Below are 16888 nucleotides of genomic sequence, written 5' to 3'. Positions count from 1 at the left end.
AACCGCTCGCACCGCCCCCCGATCCTTGCGGGAAGGCGTTCGTCGTCAGCTTTCAAGTACACAACGTCATACAAGTAACAGATTGTCGGTAGGCCGAACCCTGTCCCCATCCGTTAATCTCGATGTGTGCCACCAGACAACAAGAAGGGGATATGAAAGGAACATCGAAGATTCTCGGCACCGTCGTGTCGTCGACGCTGATCGTCAGCCTGCTGGCGCTCGCCGGATGCAACAAGGGCAACTCCACCGACACCACGCAGGCCGCCTCCGATGCGTCGGCCGCTTCCGCCGCGCAACCGGCCTCGGCCGCCACCCCCTACACGCCGCCCACCGCTGCGCAGCTCGAACAGATGGTCGCGCCGATCGCGCTGTTCCCCGACAAGCTCGTGGCCCAGGTGCTTGCGGGCGCAACCTATCCGGATCAGATCACCGCGGCCAACCAGTGGCTCGCGCAGAATCCGTCGCTGAAGGGCGCCGCGCTGCAGAACGCCGCGAACCAGCAGCCGTGGGATGTCAGCGTGAAATCGCTGACCGCATTCCCGGCCGTGCTGAACCAGATGGCGGGCAATATCCAGTGGACCACCGCGCTCGGCGAGGCCTACGTCAATGACCCGACCGACGTGATGAACGCGATCCAGGTCATGCGTCAGCGCGCGCAGCAGTCGGGCAACCTGAAATCGTCGAAGCAACTGGCGGTGTCGAGCACGGCGCGCCAGGCGCCCCCGCCCGATTATCAGGACGAGGCCGGCCAGCCGCCGGTGTACGCCGGCCCGGCCGTGATTCCGCCGCCGCCGCAAACCATCGTGATCGCGCCGGCCCAGCCGGACGTGGTGTATGTGCCGACCTACGACCCGAACGTGGTGTACGGCCAGCCGGTGCCGGTCTATCCGGGCTACGCCTATCACCGCCCCGAGTATTCGACGGGCGAGGTGGTGACGGCCGGCGTGCTGACGTTCGGCGTCGGCATCCTGGTGGGCGATGCGATCAGCCATCACCACGACTGGGGCTGGCACGCGTGGGGCATGAACTGGGGCGGCGATCGCGGGCGCGACGGCGGCTATCGCAACGACGGCCCGGGTAACGGTGGCGGTGGTGGCGGCTGGCATCGCCCGGCGGTGGTCTACAACAACAACACGTACGTGTCGCGTTCGACCACGGTCGTCAACCACATCAACAACACGACGATCAACAACCACTACGACACGACCCGCAACGTCGTGAACAACAACAACGTGGTGAACAACAACACGCGGATCGACAACCACAACGAAGGCCGCCCGAGTCCTGGGCAGGCGCCGGGCCAGTTTCAAGGGCAGGCGCCAGGACGCGAACCGGGCAATGCGCACCGGCCGCCGGGCCTGCCGCCCGCGAACCCGGGCGCGATGACGATGCCGCATTTCACGCAGGGCGATACGCGTGAGGGTGCGCGCCCCGTGCCGCAGCCGCAGGGGCAGGGGCAGGGTGGCAATCCGCGCGCGGAAGGGCGTCCGGGCTTCGAGGCGCAGCAGCATGGCAATGCCGAGCCGGGCCGCCAAGCGCAGCAGCCGGGGCAGCCGCACGCGCCGCAGCCGAATTTCGGCGGGCAGATGCAGAACGGCCAGCGGCAGGAGCACGAACGTCCGGCCGGCGAGCCGCCGCGCATGGATCAACAGCGCGAACAGCAGCAACAGCGCGAGCAACAGCAACAGCAGCGTGAACAACAGCAGCAACGCGGGCAACAACAGCAACAGCACGAGCAACAACAGCAACAGCACGAGCAGCAGCAACAGCAACAACGGGAGCAGCAACAGCAGCGCGAGCAGCAGCAACGTGAACAGCACGCGCAGATGCCGCATCCGGCCGAGCCGGCCCGCGAGCAGCCGCGCCCGGAGCAGCACGAGCAACCGCGTCCGCAGCCGCATGAACAGCCGCGTCCGCAACCGCAACAGCACGAGCAGCCGCACGGCGGCGGCGAGCAGCACGAGCCGCATTCGCACTGAAGCACCGCGGCACCGCAACCCCGGCACCACGCCCACAACCCGCGCCCGAACCGGTTTCGCACCGGCCTCCGGCCGCGGGTTGTTCAGTTCAACGAGACGATTCGCGCACCGTTTTCCGTCAGCCTCGAACGGGCCGCCGTGAACCGATTCCACGGCCCGCGAGACTTTGTCGAAAATGATGTTGACTTATGTTTTGCAGGCCGCCTAGAATCCGCAGGTCTTCAAATTTGGGGCAAAAGCCTTGGACTCTTGTAGTAGTCGAACCTCGATCAGATTCGCTGCCTGAACGGCAGGACGTCCGCGCTTCCCATCCCAGCCGCCGTCCTGCCAACAGGCAGACGGTGCGCGTCGCTTTACCTCCCCGTGCATCCTGTTCCCGCGCCATGAGGCGCCGTCTCGTCATGCGTTCGCGCGTCAGCGCCGATCCGCCTGAGCGATGGCTCTCGTGCGCCCCGGTCCGACCGGTTCGCTGATCGCATGGCTGTCATTCGACGGCCGTACGATGCGCGCCGTCTCCACGCCCGTGCCCGGCACGCCCGGCTGGCGAGAGCCCTGCGCTTTTGTTTCGTTTTCCTTACTTGCTGCCCATTCGCTTCCACCGCGATGAGGTTATCGATGAATCTGAAATTCGGCATCAACCTGACGGCCAACCCGTCCGTGTCCCGCGTGCTGCCCAATCGCTGGGACCTGCTGGCCTTTCCGCTCATCATCGGCATGCTGGCGATGGCCGCCATCGGCTTTCACCAGACGCTCGCGCCGATCTCGACGCTGAAAACCGAGGCCATCTCGCTCGACCCCTCGCATCTGCCCGAATACGCGATGCGCACCACGCTGCGCATGCTCGCGGCGATGTTCGCCTCGCTGGTGTTCACGCTGACCTACGGCACGCTGGCCGCGAAAAGCCGGCGCGCCGAGAAGGTGCTGGTGCCGATCCTCGACATCCTGCAATCGGTGCCCGTGCTCGGCTACATCTCGTTTACGGTCACCTTCTTCCTGGCGCTGTTCCCCGGGCGCGTGATCGGCGCGGAGCTGGCGGCGATCTTCGCGATCTTCACCAGCCAGGCCTGGAACATGACGTTCAGCTTCTATCAGTCGATGCGCTCGGTGCCGCGCGATCTGTCGGAAGTGTCGCGCAGCTTCCAGCTCACCGGCTGGCAACGCTTCTGGAAGCTCGAAGTGCCGTTCGCGGTGCCGGGCCTGATCTGGAACATGATGATGTCGATGTCGGGCGGCTGGTTCTTCGTGGTGGCCTCGGAGGCGATCACGGTGGGCGACAGCACCATCACGCTGCCGGGCATCGGCGCGTATCTCTCGCAGGCGATCGCCACGAAAAGCCTGGGCGCGGTGGGCTGGGTGATCCTGACCATGACGGTGGTGATCCTCGCCTACGACCAACTTCTGTTCCGCCCGCTGGTGGCCTGGGCCGACAAGTTCCGCATGGAGAACACCGCCTCGGCCGACGCGCCGCAATCCTGGCTGCTCGACATGGTGCGCCGCACGCGGCTGATCCACCGGATGCTCGCGCCGGCCGGCTCGATGCTGGCCGCCACCGCCCGCATGCGCCTGCGGATCCTGCCGCGCCGCCAGGCCGCCGCGCCGTTAGCCGCGCGCAAGGCCACGCTGGCCGGCGACATCGTGTTCGCCACGGTGATGGGCGCGCTCGCGCTGTATGCGGTGGTGCGCGTGGTGGCCTACATGCGCACCGGCGTCACGCTCGACGAGGTCGGCCACGTGTTCGGCCTGGGGCTGATCACGCTGCTGCGCGTGGTGCTGCTGATCGCGATCTCGTCGGTGATCTGGGTGCCGCTCGGCGTGCTGATCGGCCTGCGCCCGGCGCTGGCCGAGAAGATCCAGCCGCTCGCGCAGTTCCTGGCCGCGTTCCCGGCCAACCTGCTGTTCCCGATCTTCGTGATCTTCATCGTGCACTTCCACCTGAACGTCGACATCTGGCTGTCGCCGCTGATCGTGCTCGGCACGCAGTGGTACATCCTGTTCAACGTGATCGCCGGCACCACCGCCTACCCGAACGACTACAAGGAAGTGGCGAAGAACTTCCGGATTCGCGGCTGGCAATGGTGGCGCGGCGCGATGCTGCCCGGCATCTTCCCGTACTACATCACCGGTGCGATCACGGCCTCGGGCGGCGCGTGGAACGCCAGCATCGTGTCCGAATACGTGCAGTGGGGCGACACCAAGCTGGCCGCGCACGGCCTGGGCGCGTACATCGCGCAGACCACCGCGGCGGGCGACTTCCCGAAGATCATTCTCGGCATCGTCGTGATGTCGCTGTTCGTGACGCTGTTCAACCGCGTCCTCTGGCGCCCGCTGTATGCGTACGCCGAATCCAAACTCCGCCTCGATTAACCCGGTTACCAAGGAGACCTCATCATGAATACGGACATCCTGAGCGCCGACCGCACGGCAGCGGCCGCCACCCCGAACGGCACGCCGGCCCATGGCGCCGAGGTGCTGCGCATCGACAACGTGCGCCGCGGCTTCGACAAGTCGCAGGGCGAGCAGCTCGTGCTCGACGGCGTGAACCTCTCGCTGCGCGAGGGCGAAATCGTCGGCCTGCTGGGCCGTTCCGGCTCCGGCAAATCCACCTTGCTGCGCATCATCGCCGGCCTGATCGAGCCGAGCAGCGGCGACGTCAGCTACATGGGCAAGCCATTGCGCGGCCCGGCCCAGGGCTGCGCGATGGTGTTCCAGACCTTCGCGCTGTTCCCGTGGCTCACCGTGTTGCAGAACGTGGAAGCGGGCCTCGAAGCGCTCGGCGTGGACGCGAGCGAGCGCCGCCGCCGTTCGCTCGCCGCGATCGACCTGATCGGCCTCGACGGCTTCGAGAACGCCTACCCGCGTGAACTGTCGGGCGGCATGCGCCAGCGCGTCGGTTTCGCCCGCGCGCTGGTGGTGGACCCGACGCTGCTGCTGATGGACGAACCGTTCTCGGCGCTCGACGTGCTGACCGCCGAAACGCTGCGCACCGACCTGCTGGACCTGTGGACGCAAGGCCGCATGCCGATCAAATCGGTGCTGATCGTCACGCACAACATCGAGGAAGCGGTGTTCATGTGCGACCGCATCCTGGTGCTGTCGTCGAACCCGGGCCGCGTGGTGGCCGAGATCCAGGTGCCGTTCAAGCACCCGCGCAACCGCCTGGACCCGGTGTTCCGCAAGCTGGTGGACGACATCTACGCGAAGATGACCACCCGCAACCTGGGCGAGACCGCGCGCGACGAATGGCAACTGGGCAGCTGGCTGCCGCACGTGTCGACCAACCTGATGGCCGGGCTGATCGAGACGGTGGCCGCCGCGCCGTACAACGGCCGCGCCGACATGCCGGAAATCGCGCGTTCGCTGCACCTGCATATCGACGACCTGTTCCCGATCGCGGAAGTGCTCCAGCATCTGGCGTTCGCCGACGTGCGCGACGGCGACGTGCAACTGACGCCGGCCGGCCGCATCTTCGCCGACTACGGCACGCAGGAGCGCAAGACGCTGTTCGCCGATCACCTGCTGCGCCATGTGCCGCTGGCCGCGCGGATTCGCACGGTGCTCAACGAGCGCCCCGGCCATCGCGCGCCGCGCGTGCGCTTCGAGCAGGAACTGGGCGATTTCCTGCCCGACGAAACCGCCGAGGAAACGCTCGACGCGCTGATCGCCTGGGGCCGTTACGGCGAGGTGTTCTCGTACAACGACCAGACCGGCATCTTCAGCCTGGCCGACGTGGAGAGCTGATCGGCGCGTGCTGCTTCGTGCCGCCTTCGTTCCATCGCTGCGATGGTTCGAAGCGGCGCCGCCCATATCGTTAGCAGCAATGCTTCGTTGTCCCCCGCAGGCAGTCGAAATTAGGCTGTCTCGTTCTGTTCGGGGATCACGCTGCATGAATCGCTTTGCATCAACATCGACTGACCGGCCGGCGACGCACGCGTCGCGGGCCACTTTCCTTGGCGCACTCGCCGCATTGGCTGCATTCACGCTGGCCGGCTGCGAAAAATCGGAGCCGGCGGGCGCGGGCAATGCCTCTGCCGCCGCCTCTGCTTCTGCCGCGCAAGCGGCGCTGAAGCCGCAAGCGGGTGGCACGCTCACCTGGGGCGTGACCACCGAGCCGGCCTGCTTCGATCCGCACCGCGCGTCGCAGCAGAACGCGTTCTGGGTGATCCGCAACGTATTCGATTCGCTGATCGACAAGCGCGCCGACGGCAGCTATGCGCCGTGGCTCGCGAAATCGTGGAGCGTGTCGGACGACGGCAAGGTCTACACGTTCAACCTGCGCGACGACGTGCACTTCACCGACGGCACGCCGTTCGACGCCAGCGCCGTCAAGGCCAACTTCGACTACATCCTCGCCAACGTGGCGACCACCTCGGCCTCGTCGTCGCTGCTGGTGCACTTCGATCATGCGGAAGTGGTGTCGCCGAGCGTGGTGAAGCTGATCATGAAGCAGCCCGATTCGACCACGCTCGAATCGCTGTCGAGCGTGAAGCTCGGCTTCATCTCGCCGAAGGCGCTCAAATCGGCCGCCGACCTGTGCGCGGGCGGCCCGCCGCTGGTGGGCACCGGCCCGTTCGTGTTCAGCGCGTATCAGCGCGGCCAGTCGGCCACGTTCACGCGCAACCCCGACTACCAGTGGGCATCGGGGCGCGCCCAGCATCAGGGGCCGGCCTATCTCGACCGCGTGGTGTACCGCTTCCTGCCCGAGGCCGCGGTGCGCACCGGCGCGCTCAGCTCGGGCCAGGTCGACATGATCGAGGGCGTGCAGCCCACCGACGCACCGGTGTTCGAGGGCGTGGACGGCTTCGGCTATTACACGGGGCCGTCGGCCACCACCTCGTTCACGCTGAACGTCAACTACACGATCGCGCCCGCCGACGACGTGCGCGTGCGCCGCGCGCTGCGCGACGGCTTCGATCTCGATGCGATCGTGAAGAGCGTCTACCTGGGCACGGTGCGCCGCGCGTGGTCGAACATCGGCCCCGACAACCCCGACACCAACGCCGCGCTGAAGGGCACCTGGGGCAACGACGTGAAGGGCGCGAACGCGCTGCTCGACGCGGCGGGCTGGACCACGCGCGATGCGGAAGGCTTCCGCACCAAGGACGGCAAGCGCCTGAGCATCGAGGTCGGCTATCCGCAGCCCTACGTGCGCGACAGCCGCGACGTGCTGATCCGCGCGATCCAGTCGGCGCTGCGCCAGAACCTCGGCTTCGACCTGAAGCTGCACATCACCACCGCCGGCGATTTCGCGAACCAGAAGGCCAGCGGCATCTGGTACATCTACCCGAACACCGACAACCCGTCGGACGTGGCGATGGAGCTGTGGGACATGCTCGGCGATCACGGCTTCCTGTACAACGCGATTCCGAAGTCGGACCCGGAGATCACCGGCGCGATCAACCGCGCGCGGCAACTGCCGGTGGGCGACGAACGGCGCAAGCTGCTGGCCGACATCCAGCATCGCGCGGTGGATCAGGCGTATATCGTGCCGCTGTTCGCGCCGGCCTATCACATCGCGGCGAAATCGACGGTGCACGGCATCGGCTTCGAGCCGGAACTCGACGGGCCGAACAGCGCCTACGAGCTCTGGATCGATCGCAAGGAGCACTGATCATGTTGCGCCAGATCGCGACCCGCTTCGGCACCGGGCTGCTGGTGCTGTGGCTGGCGGCCAGCGCCGCGTTCGTGACGATCCACGCGCTGCCGGGCCGCATCGAGGACATCCTGGCCGGCGACCTGACCTATCCGGGCCTGCGCGACGCGATCGCCGCGCAGTGGGGGCTGAACCACAGCCTGCCGTATCAGTACGGGCAGTTCCTGCTGCGGCTCGCGCACGGCGACCTCGGCACCTCGTTCGTGATGCAGCAGCCGGTGGCCTCGGTGCTGGTCAGCCAGCTGTGGCCGACCGTGCAACTGGCCGGCTCGGCCGGGCTGCTGGCGCTGCTGCTCGCGCTCGGCGCGGCCACCGTCACGGCCGGCGCGCAGGACCGGCGCGGCGAATGGCTGCGCCGCACGGCGTCGGTGGTCGAGCTGGGCTTCACGTCGATGCCGGTGTTCTGGCTCGGCATGCTGCTGCTGATCGCGTTCTCGTTCCATTTCCGCTGGTTCCCGGTGTCGGGCGGCGGCGGCTGGCGCTCGCTGGTGCTGCCGGCCGTCACGCTCGCGTTGCCGACTGCGGGCGTGCTGTCGCAGGTCATGCGCGAGGCGCTCGATGCGGCGTACGAACGGCCGTTCGTGACCACCGTGCGGGCGCGCGGCGTGTCGGCGTTCGGGCTGCGCGTGCGGCACCTGCTGCGGCACGCGCTGCTGCCGGTGGTGACGCTCGGCGGCTGGCTGATCGGCGGCCTGCTCGGCGGCGCGGTGATCACCGAGAAGATGTTCGGGCGGCCGGGCCTCGGCAGCATCACGCTCGACGCGGTGACCTCGCAGGACGTGCCGGTGGTGCTGGCCGTGGTGCTGCTGGCCGCGTTCGTTCATGTCGCGATCTCGACGCTGCTCGATGTCGCTTATCTGTTCATCGATCCGAGGCTGCGCAAGTCATGAGCGATCTGTCCGCCTTGTCCACCGCCGCGCCCGACGCGGCGCTCGCCGTTCCCGTCGCCACCGCCGCGCGCGCTGCGCGCCGGCCGTGGCGTTGGCCGCTTTCGGTGCTGCTGTCGGTGGCGTTTCTGGTGCTGCTGGCCGTGGCGCTGGCGTTTCCGCATGCGTTCACGCGCTACGACCCGCTCGTCAGCGACGTGGCGCACGCCTTGCAGCCGCCCGGTGCAGAACACGTGTTCGGTACCGACCGGATCGGCCGCGACGTGCTCGCGCGCTTGATCTACGGCGCGCGCTACTCGCTCGTGATCGGCCTGGCCAGCATGGGCGTGAGCCTGCTGATCGGGCTGGTGGTGGGCCTGACCGCCGGGCTCGGGCCGCGCGCGCTCGACGAGGGCGCGTCGCGCATCTTCGACGTGCTGTCCGCGTTTCCGCCGATTTTGCTGTCGCTGTTCGTGGTGTCGTTCGCCGGGCAGGGGATCGTCAATATCGCGGTGGCGGTCGGGATCGCCGGCATTCCCAAATTCGGCCGCGTGCTGCGTGCGCAGACGCTCGGCGTGCGCCGCGCCGATTACGTCACGCATGCGCCGGCCTACGGCTATTCGCGCACACGGGTGTTCTTCCGGCATCTGCTGCCGAACGTGCTGGCGGCGATCCCCGTGATTGCGACCATCGACATCGGCAGCGCGATCCTGGCCGTATCCGCACTCAGCTTCCTCGGCCTCGGGCCGCAACCGCCCACGCCCGAATGGGGCGTGATGCTGGCCGAAGGGCGCGACGTGCTGCGTGTCGCGTGGTGGCCGAGCGTGTTCCCCGGCGCGGCGATCACGCTGACGGTGATGGCGTTCACGGTGATCGGCAAGGTGTTGTCGCGTCGTCATGGAGGGCGTGCCTGATGAGCGCACGATCGAAATTCGCTGGCGGCGTGCCGCCGTTGGATGGACAACCCGGCCAAACCGGCCAACCCGGACGAACGCTGGTAGACGTGCGGGGCCTGTCGATCGGCTTCGCGCACGCGGCCGGCGCCGCGCCGCTGGTGCGCGGCGTGGACCTGACGATCCGTGCCGGCGAGTGCGTCGCGCTGGTCGGCGAATCGGGCTCGGGCAAGAGCCTGACCGCGCGCAGCCTGATCGGGCTGGCCGGCGCGGGCGCGCGGGTCAGCGCCGAGCGCTTCGAGATCGACGGGCGGCCCGCGCTCGATTGGCGCGAGAAGGATTGGCGCGCGGTGCGCGGCGCGTTCGCCGGGCTGGTGATGCAGGACGCGCTGGTGTCGCTCGATCCGTTGCGCACCATCGGTGCCGAGATCGGCGAGGCGGTGGCGCGCCACGGTGCGGCGCGCTCGCGGCGCGAGCGGATCGCGCGCGTGCACGAGACGATGGTGGCCGTCGGCATTCCCGAGCCGCAGCGGCGCGCGGCGCAGTACGCGCACGAACTGTCGGGCGGGCTGCGCCAGCGCGCGCTGATCGCCTCGGCGATCGCCGCCGCGCCGCCGCTCGTGATCGCCGACGAGCCCACCACCGCGCTCGACGTGACGGTGCAGGCGCAGGTGCTGGCCGTGCTCGCCGAGCGCTTGCGCACCGGCATAGGCCTGTTGCTGATCAGCCACGACCTGGCCGTGGTGGAGGGCATTGCCGACCGCGTGCTCGTCATGCATCGCGGCGAGGTGGTCGACAGCGGGCCGACCCGCAGCGTGCTGGAGCGGCCCTCGCATCGCTATACGCGGCAGTTGCTGGCCGCGCAGCCGGATGGCCGTTCGCGCGGGCACCGGCTTGCCACCGCGCGGCTGGCCGATGATCAGGAACCCGAAGCGGAACACGAGCACGACGCCGCGCAAGCGGGCAAGAGCGCATTGCGGACCGTGCGCGAACCGCTGCCCGCGCGGCGCGCGCCCGGCGACGCCGTGGTGCTGCGCGTGGACGGCATCGGCAAGGCATATCCGCAGCGCGGCGGCGCGCCGTTCGTCGCGCTCGACGACGTGTCGTTCTCGGTGCGGCGCGGCGAGGTGCTCGGCATCGTCGGCGAATCGGGATCGGGCAAGAGCACCACCGCGAATATCGTGCTGGGCCTGCTCGCGCCGAGCGCGGGCGAAGTCGAATTCCTCGGCCGGCGCTGGAACGGCGCGGGCGCCCGCGAGCGGGACCGCCGCGAGACGCGGCCCCGGCTGCGCTATATCCCTCAGGATCCGCTCGGCTCGTTCGATCCGCGTCATACCGTGCGCGAGCTGCTCGACGACGGCCTGTACGCCGCGCGGCTGCCGAAGCCCGAGCATGCGGCGCGCGCGATCGCGCTGCTGGAGCGCGTGGGCCTCGATGGCAGCTATCTCGACCGGCGGCCCGTGTCGCTGTCGGGCGGCCAGCGTCAGCGCATCGCGATCGCGCGCGCGGTGGCGGCCGAGCCGGCGCTGATCGTGTGCGACGAGCCGGTGTCGGCGCTCGATGTCTACGTGCAGGCGCAGGTGCTCGATCTGCTCGGCGAATTGCAGGCGTCGCTGGGCGTGTCGCTGATTTTCATCTCGCACGATCTCGACGTGATCCGCCATGTCAGCGATCGCGTGCTCGTGATGAAGGATGGCAAGGTGGTCGAGGCCGGCGAGGCGCAGGCCGTGCTCGATGCGCCGCGCGCGGATTACACGCGGCAGTTGCTGGCCGCGTCGCCGGGGCGGCGGCGCGGGCAGGGGGCGGAGCGGGATGTGCGGGTTGCGGCCTGAAGCGGCGGGCCGTTCAGCGCGGTTGTGTCAGAGGTCGCGTGTGCGCGGGATGACGACGGCCTGGCCGTGCAGCGTGCCGTCCGCGTCGATCAGTTGCCACAGCGTGGCTTCCTCGATCATGAAGCGTTCGCCCGATTTCATGATCCGCACGCCCTGATAGCCGGCTTCGTAGCCGAGCCGCCGCACACGTTCGAGGAATTGCTGCCGCTCCTCGCGGTTCGGCGCCTCGGCCGACAGCCGCGACGGCAGCCGGGTGATCTCGTCCCAGTCGTAACCGAAGCGCTGCTGCGCGGCCTTGTTGCCGTAGATGAACACCGGGTCGGCGGCGGTGTTGTGCGCGAGCACCGCGAACGGCGCGTGCTCGTAGAGCCATTCGGCGGCTTCGGCGGGCGAGAGGGTGTCGCCGTGCGGCACGAGCGGTTTGCCGAGCAGGCGGGCGTGGCTGTCGGCGAGGAGGCGGTAGAAGTCGGGTTGGCTGTGGAGAGGCGGCATGGGGCTGCGTGGACGGAATCGGGTTTTGGAGCATACCCGAAGCGCCGCGGCGATGCTGGCCTTCGAGACCGCCGAAATGCCTCCGGTTTTATCGGTCCAATCAATCGAAATGCCCGTTCTGTCGATTCGATTGGAAATCATCTGATTTAAATAAATCACCGCTTCCTTATTGCCGAATATAAAAACCATCAGGCAAAAATTGCATGCCCCTATTTTGAATTCCCGATCGGCCCCCTCTCGGGAAACCCGCGCCGCAGGCATGTTCATGCCGCATCGCACCATCTCCCGATTCAAGCATTTCGCATTGCCAATTTATTGACGATGTCAATCAAGCGATCCTTGCATTTATTTCGAGTCGGGTGCTATAACCCGATTCACGTGCCGGTTTGCAGCAATAACGTCATCAATAAATGCGAGCGGAACAATGAAAAAAACGTCGAGGAATCTGGGTTGGAGCAGCGTGGCGATCCTGACCGGCACCTTGCCGGTGGGGGCCTACGCGGCATGCTCGGCCACCGCGCCGGCCAGCGGCGCGGCGCTCACGTGCAGCGGCGCGAACGTGCCGTCGGTGGTGGCCGTGCCGGGCAGCACCGGCGTGGCGATCGGCCTCGATTCGACCTCGACCGGCAACTACGTGTTGAGCGCCACGCCCACGCCGTTTTCCGTCGATACCGCCAGCACGATCACCAACAACGGCACGCTGTCGATGTCGGGCAACGGCACCGGTGTCGCCAACCGCGGCGCGATGCTGATCGGCGTGAACAGCGGCAACACCATCACCAATGGCGCAACCGGCGCGATTTCGACGACGGGCGCCTATAACGACGGCATCGCCGCGAACGGCAACGGCAACACGCTGGTCAATCAAGGCACGATCGCCACCACCGGCAACAACGCGTACGGCATGACGGCGGCGTGGGGGCAGAGCAATGCCGGCGCGTCGGGCAACACGCTCGTCAATACCGGCACCGTCACCACCTCGGGCAGCAACGCGCGCGCGGCGTCGCTGCTGGGCGGCAACGGCACGATCGACAACAGCGGCACGCTCACCACCAACGGCCGCGACGCGCCGGCCGCCTATATGCAGGGCAACAACGACACGCTGATCAACCGCGGCACGATCCAGACCACCGGCACCGCCACCAACGGCGGCAGCGTCGACGCGGTGGTGTCGAACACGCTCGGCAGCTCGTTTGCGGCGACCATCACCAATCAGGCCGGCGGCCGGATCATCAGCAACAACGGCATCGGCGTGCGCTCGACCAACGGCAACACCACGATCACCAACGCGGGGTTGATCCAGGGCGGCGGCGGCACCGCGATTCGCGGCGGCAACGGCAATGTCACGCTGGTCCTGCAGACCGGCTCGCAGATCATCGGCACGGCCGACGGTGGCGCGGGTTCGAACACGGTGACCTTGCAGGGCAGCGGCACCGCGGCGAACGCGTTCACGAATTTCCAGAGCCTGACGATGGCGGGCGACGCCTGGAACTGGGCCGGCACCGGCACGTTCTCGACCGCGCTGGTGCAAAGCGGCACGCTGAACCTGACCGGCACGCTCGGCACCACCACGGCCACGGTGGCGGCCACCGTCAACGCGGGCGCGACCTTGCAGGCCAACGCGGCGAACCTGCCGCTGGCCGTCACCGACAACGGGCTGGTGCGCTTCCAGCAGGATGCGGCCGGCAGCTACACGGGCACGATCGGCGGCGCGGGCGCGGTGGAGAAGAGCGGGGCGGGCATGCTGACGCTCGCGCCCGTCGCCCTCGGCGGCAACGCCTACGCGGGCGGCACGACGATCACGCAGGGCACGCTGGCGGTGGCTGCCGACAACGCCCTCGGCGCATCGTCGGGAAGCCTGACGTTCAACGGCGGCACGCTGCAATTCGGCAGCGCGTTCGATCTGTCGCCGGGCCGCGCGCTGTCGATCACGGCGAACAACGGCACGATCGACACACAGGGCTTCCGGTCGACGATCGCCCAGAACATCACCGGCGCAGGCAGCCTGACCAAGCTCGGCAGCGGCACGCTGGCGCTGAACGGCGCCAGCAGCTACGCGGGCGGCACGAACGTGAATGCGGGGGCGCTGCTGGTCGGCGATGCGGCCCACCCGGGCGCGGCGCTGTCCGGCAACGGGCTGGTGACGGTGGCGCCGGGCGCGACGCTCGGCGGCTACGGCAGCGTGACGGGCAACGTGACCAACACCGGCACGATCGCGGTGGCCAACGCGTTCGCGGGCCTCGCGAGCGGGGCCACCGGCAACCTGCAGATCATCGGACACCTGACCAATGCCGGCCTGATCCAGCTTGGCGGCCCCGGCGTGGGCAACACGCTGACGGTGGCGGGCGACTATATCGGGCAGAACGCCGCCATCGCGATGAATACGTACCTGGGCGGCGACGGCGCGGCATCCGACAAGTTGATCGTCGCCGGGGTGGAGGCGACCGGCACCACCACGCTGAAGGTGACCAACGTGGGCGGCCCCGGCGCACAGACGCTCGGCGACGGCATCCAGGTGGTGCAGGCCAACAACGCCGCCGCGACGGCGGACGGTGCGTTCACGCTGGCGGGCGGCACGGTCAGCGCGGGCGCCTACGCGTACTTTCTCGCCAAGGGCGGGCCCGCCAGCGGCGCCAGCCAGAGTTGGTATCTGCGCAATACGATTCCGCCCCAGCCGCAGCCGGGCGTCGTCACGCCGGGGCAACCCGCGCCGCCGCCCGCCACGCAGGCCATTACACCGGCGGCCGGCACGCCCGAGGCGATCGTCGCGGCCGTCGCCGACGCCGCGCCGGGCAGCGCCCCCGAGCCGATCTACCGGATGGCGGTGCCGCTGTATTCGGAAGCGCCGGCCGTTGCGCGGCAACTGGGCCAGCAACAGATCGACACCTTCCACGATCGCCTGGGCGGGCAGGACTTGTTGTCCGAGCACGGCCCGGTGCCGGCCGCCTGGGCGCGTGTGTGGGGCGGCTACAGCAACATGCGGCAGCAGGGCGATGCGAGCCCGTCGTTCGACGGCACCGTCTGGGGCATGCAGGTCGGGCAGGAACTGTATGCGGACCAAAGCCCGAGCGGGCATCGCAACCATTACGGCTTCTTCCTCGGCTTCTCGCGCGCGGTGGGCGATGTCGATGGCTTCGCGCTCGCGCAGCGCGATCTGGGCGTGGGCACGTTGCAGGTGAACGCCTACGATCTCGGCGGCTACTGGACCCACATCGGCCCGGCCGGCTGGTACACCGACGCCGTGCTGATGGGCAGCGCGCTGACCGTGCGCACCCATGCGAACGACAACCTGAACGGCTCGACCAACGGCAACGCGTTCACCGGCTCGCTGGAGGCCGGGCTGCCGATCGCGCTCGGCTACGGGCTGACGCTCGAACCGCAGGCGCAACTGGTCTGGCAATGGCTGTCGCTCGATCGCTTCGACGACGGCGTGTCGAGCGTGAACTGGAACAACGGCAACACCTTCCTCGGCCGGATCGGCGCGCGCCTGCAATGGGCGTTCGATGCGCACGGCGTGAGCTGGAAGCCGTACGTGCGCGTGAGCCTGCTGCGTTCGTTCGGCGCCGACGACCAGACCACCTTCGGTGGCGCGACCACGCTCGGCACGCAGGTCGGCCAGACCGCCGGGCAGATCGGCGCCGGATTGATCGCACAACTGAGCAAGCGCGGCAGCGTGTACGCCACGCTCGCTTATCTGACGAACCTCGGCGGTGAACACCAGCGCACCATCACGGGCAATGCCGGGGTGCGCTGGGCGTGGTGAACGGCGGCCGCCGCGACGGTTCTCCCGCCGCTATCCGAACCGGTGATACCGATTCATCAAGGGCGTGGCCGACACGCCATGCACGATCACCGACAGCGCAATCACGCCGAGCACCACCGGCGCCAGCGGCCGGGCCACGGCCGGTGCGTGTTCGATCGCGAACAGCAGGTAGTAGAACGAACCGATGCCGCGTATCCCGAACCAGCCGATCAGGCGGCGCTGCGTGGCGGTGGCCGGCGAGCCGGCCAGCGACAGCCTTACCGCGAGCGGCCGGATCACGAGCATCAGCGCGGCGGCGAGCGCGGCCATGGCCCATGAGAACTGCGTCACGACGAACGTGGCGAGCAGGCTGCCGATCATCGTCATGATCACCACCTCGGCGATCCGCTCCAGTTCGATGGTGAAGCCGAGCACCGATTCGGTCATGTAGGCGTGGGCGCGCTGCGGGTCCTGCTCGGTCGCGCCGATATCGTTCGAATCGACCGAGCCGATCACCTCGGTCGGCGCGCTCGGGCCGCTCGCGCGATGCTCGACGCGCCGCATCGCCACCCCGGCCGCGAACGCCGACAGGAAGCCGAACGTATCGGCCAGTTGCGCCACGCCGAACGCGATCACGATCAGCCCGAGCGCGAAGAAGCCTTCGAGCCCGAGCGCCTGTGCATGATGCGTGCGCAGCCGCGTGATGCCGTGGGTGGTGATCCAGCCCAGGCCGGTGCCGATCGCCAGCGCGCCGACGATGCCCCATGCGGTGTGCAGCAGGAACGGCAGCGAGGTCGGCGCGGCGCCTTGCGTCATGTCGAGCTGCCCGCACAGCGCGAGGCCCGCCAGCACGAACGGCAACGAGATGCCGTCGTTGAGCCCGCCTTCGCCGGACAGCGCGAAACGCACCAGATCGACGTCGCCGGGGTTGCGCACCTGCACGTCGTGGGCCAGCACCGGATCGGTCGGCGCGAGCATCGCGGCCAGCAGCAGGGCCGGCCCCCATCCGAGGCCGAGCAGCCAGACCGCCGCGCCGGCCAGCAGCGGCACCGTGACGATCATCGCGATGAAGCCGAGCCGCACCGGCAACAGCCAGCGCCGGTCGAGCGCGGCCACGCGCAGGCGCAGGCCGATCGCGAACAGCGACACCAGCAGCGCGACCTCGGCGATCTGCCGCAGCAGCTTCGCGTCGCGCCCGAGATCGAGATGCATCATGCCGAGCCCGGCCGGCCCGAGCGCCGCGCCCACCGCCAGGTAGATCATCGCGGTGCTGCATGGCAACCGATGGAGCGCCGAACTCGTCACGCCGACCACGATCAGGACGCCGCCGACCATCAGATACCACAGCGTTTCATGAAGCATTGAAATTCCTCCGTCGCGGATGGTGGGAAGGGTGCGATGCGCGCGAGGAACGTTGCGCACGCCACCATTTCC

The 16888-nt window shown here is 68.5% G+C and carries 10 protein-coding genes; 8 read left to right on the top strand and 2 right to left on the bottom strand.

Annotation, left to right across the window (positions count from 1 at the left end; genetic code table 11):
- Window positions 1-152 precede the first annotated feature (152 nt).
- From AB4850_RS22825 to AB4850_RS22795, 7 genes are all read left to right on the top strand, one after another.
- The gene (locus AB4850_RS22825) at window positions 153-1979 is read left to right on the top strand and encodes a DUF3300 domain-containing protein (RefSeq protein WP_414445249.1); all 1827 of its coding nucleotides are present in this window, start codon (window positions 153-155) and stop codon (window positions 1977-1979) included.
- 615 nt (window positions 1980-2594) lie between these two features.
- On the top strand, window positions 2595-4343 hold the full coding sequence (locus tag AB4850_RS22820) for an ABC transporter permease (RefSeq protein WP_414445248.1): 1749 nt from the start codon (window positions 2595-2597) through the stop codon (window positions 4341-4343).
- A gap of 24 nt (window positions 4344-4367) precedes the next feature.
- Window positions 4368-5717 carry an AAA-associated domain-containing protein gene (locus AB4850_RS22815; protein WP_414445247.1) on the top strand — a complete coding sequence of 450 codons (1350 nt, stop codon included), beginning with the start codon at window positions 4368-4370 and terminating at the stop codon, window positions 5715-5717.
- Window positions 5718-5943: 226 nt separating this feature from the next.
- A complete protein-coding gene (locus AB4850_RS22810) occupies window positions 5944-7587 on the top strand; it encodes an ABC transporter substrate-binding protein (RefSeq protein WP_414445246.1) in 1644 nt (547 codons plus the stop codon).
- 2 nt (window positions 7588-7589) lie between these two features.
- Window positions 7590-8519, top strand: a complete 930-nt coding sequence (locus AB4850_RS22805) for an ABC transporter permease (RefSeq protein WP_414445245.1) — start codon at window positions 7590-7592, stop codon at window positions 8517-8519.
- A complete protein-coding gene (locus tag AB4850_RS22800) occupies window positions 8516-9409 on the top strand; it encodes an ABC transporter permease (RefSeq protein WP_414445244.1) in 894 nt (297 codons plus the stop codon). Before AB4850_RS22805 ends, AB4850_RS22800 begins: the two co-directional genes overlap by 4 nt.
- Window positions 9410-9498: 89 nt before the next feature.
- A complete protein-coding gene (locus AB4850_RS22795; protein WP_414445243.1) occupies window positions 9499-11220 on the top strand; it encodes an ATP-binding cassette domain-containing protein in 1722 nt (573 codons plus the stop codon).
- 27 nt (window positions 11221-11247) lie between these two features.
- Here the strand turns inward: AB4850_RS22795 and AB4850_RS22790 are convergent, their stop codons facing one another.
- Window positions 11248-11712, bottom strand: a complete 465-nt coding sequence (locus AB4850_RS22790) for an MEKHLA domain-containing protein (RefSeq protein WP_414445587.1) — start codon at window positions 11710-11712, stop codon at window positions 11248-11250.
- A 424-nt stretch (window positions 11713-12136) separates the two neighbouring features.
- On the opposite strand from AB4850_RS22790, the gene AB4850_RS22785 reads away from it, so the two are divergent.
- Window positions 12137-15475, top strand: a complete 3339-nt coding sequence (locus tag AB4850_RS22785; protein ID WP_414445242.1) for an autotransporter outer membrane beta-barrel domain-containing protein — start codon at window positions 12137-12139, stop codon at window positions 15473-15475.
- 30 nt (window positions 15476-15505) lie between these two features.
- On the opposite strand, the gene AB4850_RS22780 is transcribed toward AB4850_RS22785, so the two are convergent.
- Window positions 15506-16816, bottom strand: coding sequence for a cation:proton antiporter (locus tag AB4850_RS22780; protein WP_414445241.1), 1311 nt, complete (start codon window positions 16814-16816; stop codon window positions 15506-15508).
- Window positions 16817-16888 lie beyond the last annotated feature (72 nt).

Source organism: Burkholderia sp. 22PA0106 (assembly GCF_047497155.1).
Taxonomy (GTDB): Bacteria; Pseudomonadota; Gammaproteobacteria; order Burkholderiales; family Burkholderiaceae; genus Burkholderia.
Note: the sequence above shows the minus strand (reverse complement) of the source record. Positions and strands in the feature narration are given on the sequence as shown.

Excerpts from the sequence above, each read along its gene's own strand:
- AB4850_RS22790 (WP_414445587.1), bottom strand. The coding sequence starts at position 11,712 with ATGCCGCCTCTCCACAGCCAACCCGACTTCTACCGCCTCCTCGCCGAC.
- AB4850_RS22800 (WP_414445244.1), top strand. The coding sequence starts at position 8,516 with ATGAGCGATCTGTCCGCCTTGTCCACCGCCGCGCCCGACGCGGCGCTC.
- AB4850_RS22815 (WP_414445247.1), top strand. The coding sequence starts at position 4,368 with ATGAATACGGACATCCTGAGCGCCGACCGCACGGCAGCGGCCGCCACC.
- AB4850_RS22785 (WP_414445242.1), top strand. The coding sequence starts at position 12,137 with ATGAAAAAAACGTCGAGGAATCTGGGTTGGAGCAGCGTGGCGATCCTG.
- AB4850_RS22820 (WP_414445248.1), top strand. The coding sequence starts at position 2,595 with ATGAATCTGAAATTCGGCATCAACCTGACGGCCAACCCGTCCGTGTCC.
- AB4850_RS22825 (WP_414445249.1), top strand. The coding sequence starts at position 153 with ATGAAAGGAACATCGAAGATTCTCGGCACCGTCGTGTCGTCGACGCTG.
- AB4850_RS22805 (WP_414445245.1), top strand. The coding sequence starts at position 7,590 with ATGTTGCGCCAGATCGCGACCCGCTTCGGCACCGGGCTGCTGGTGCTG.
- AB4850_RS22780 (WP_414445241.1), bottom strand. The coding sequence starts at position 16,816 with ATGCTTCATGAAACGCTGTGGTATCTGATGGTCGGCGGCGTCCTGATC.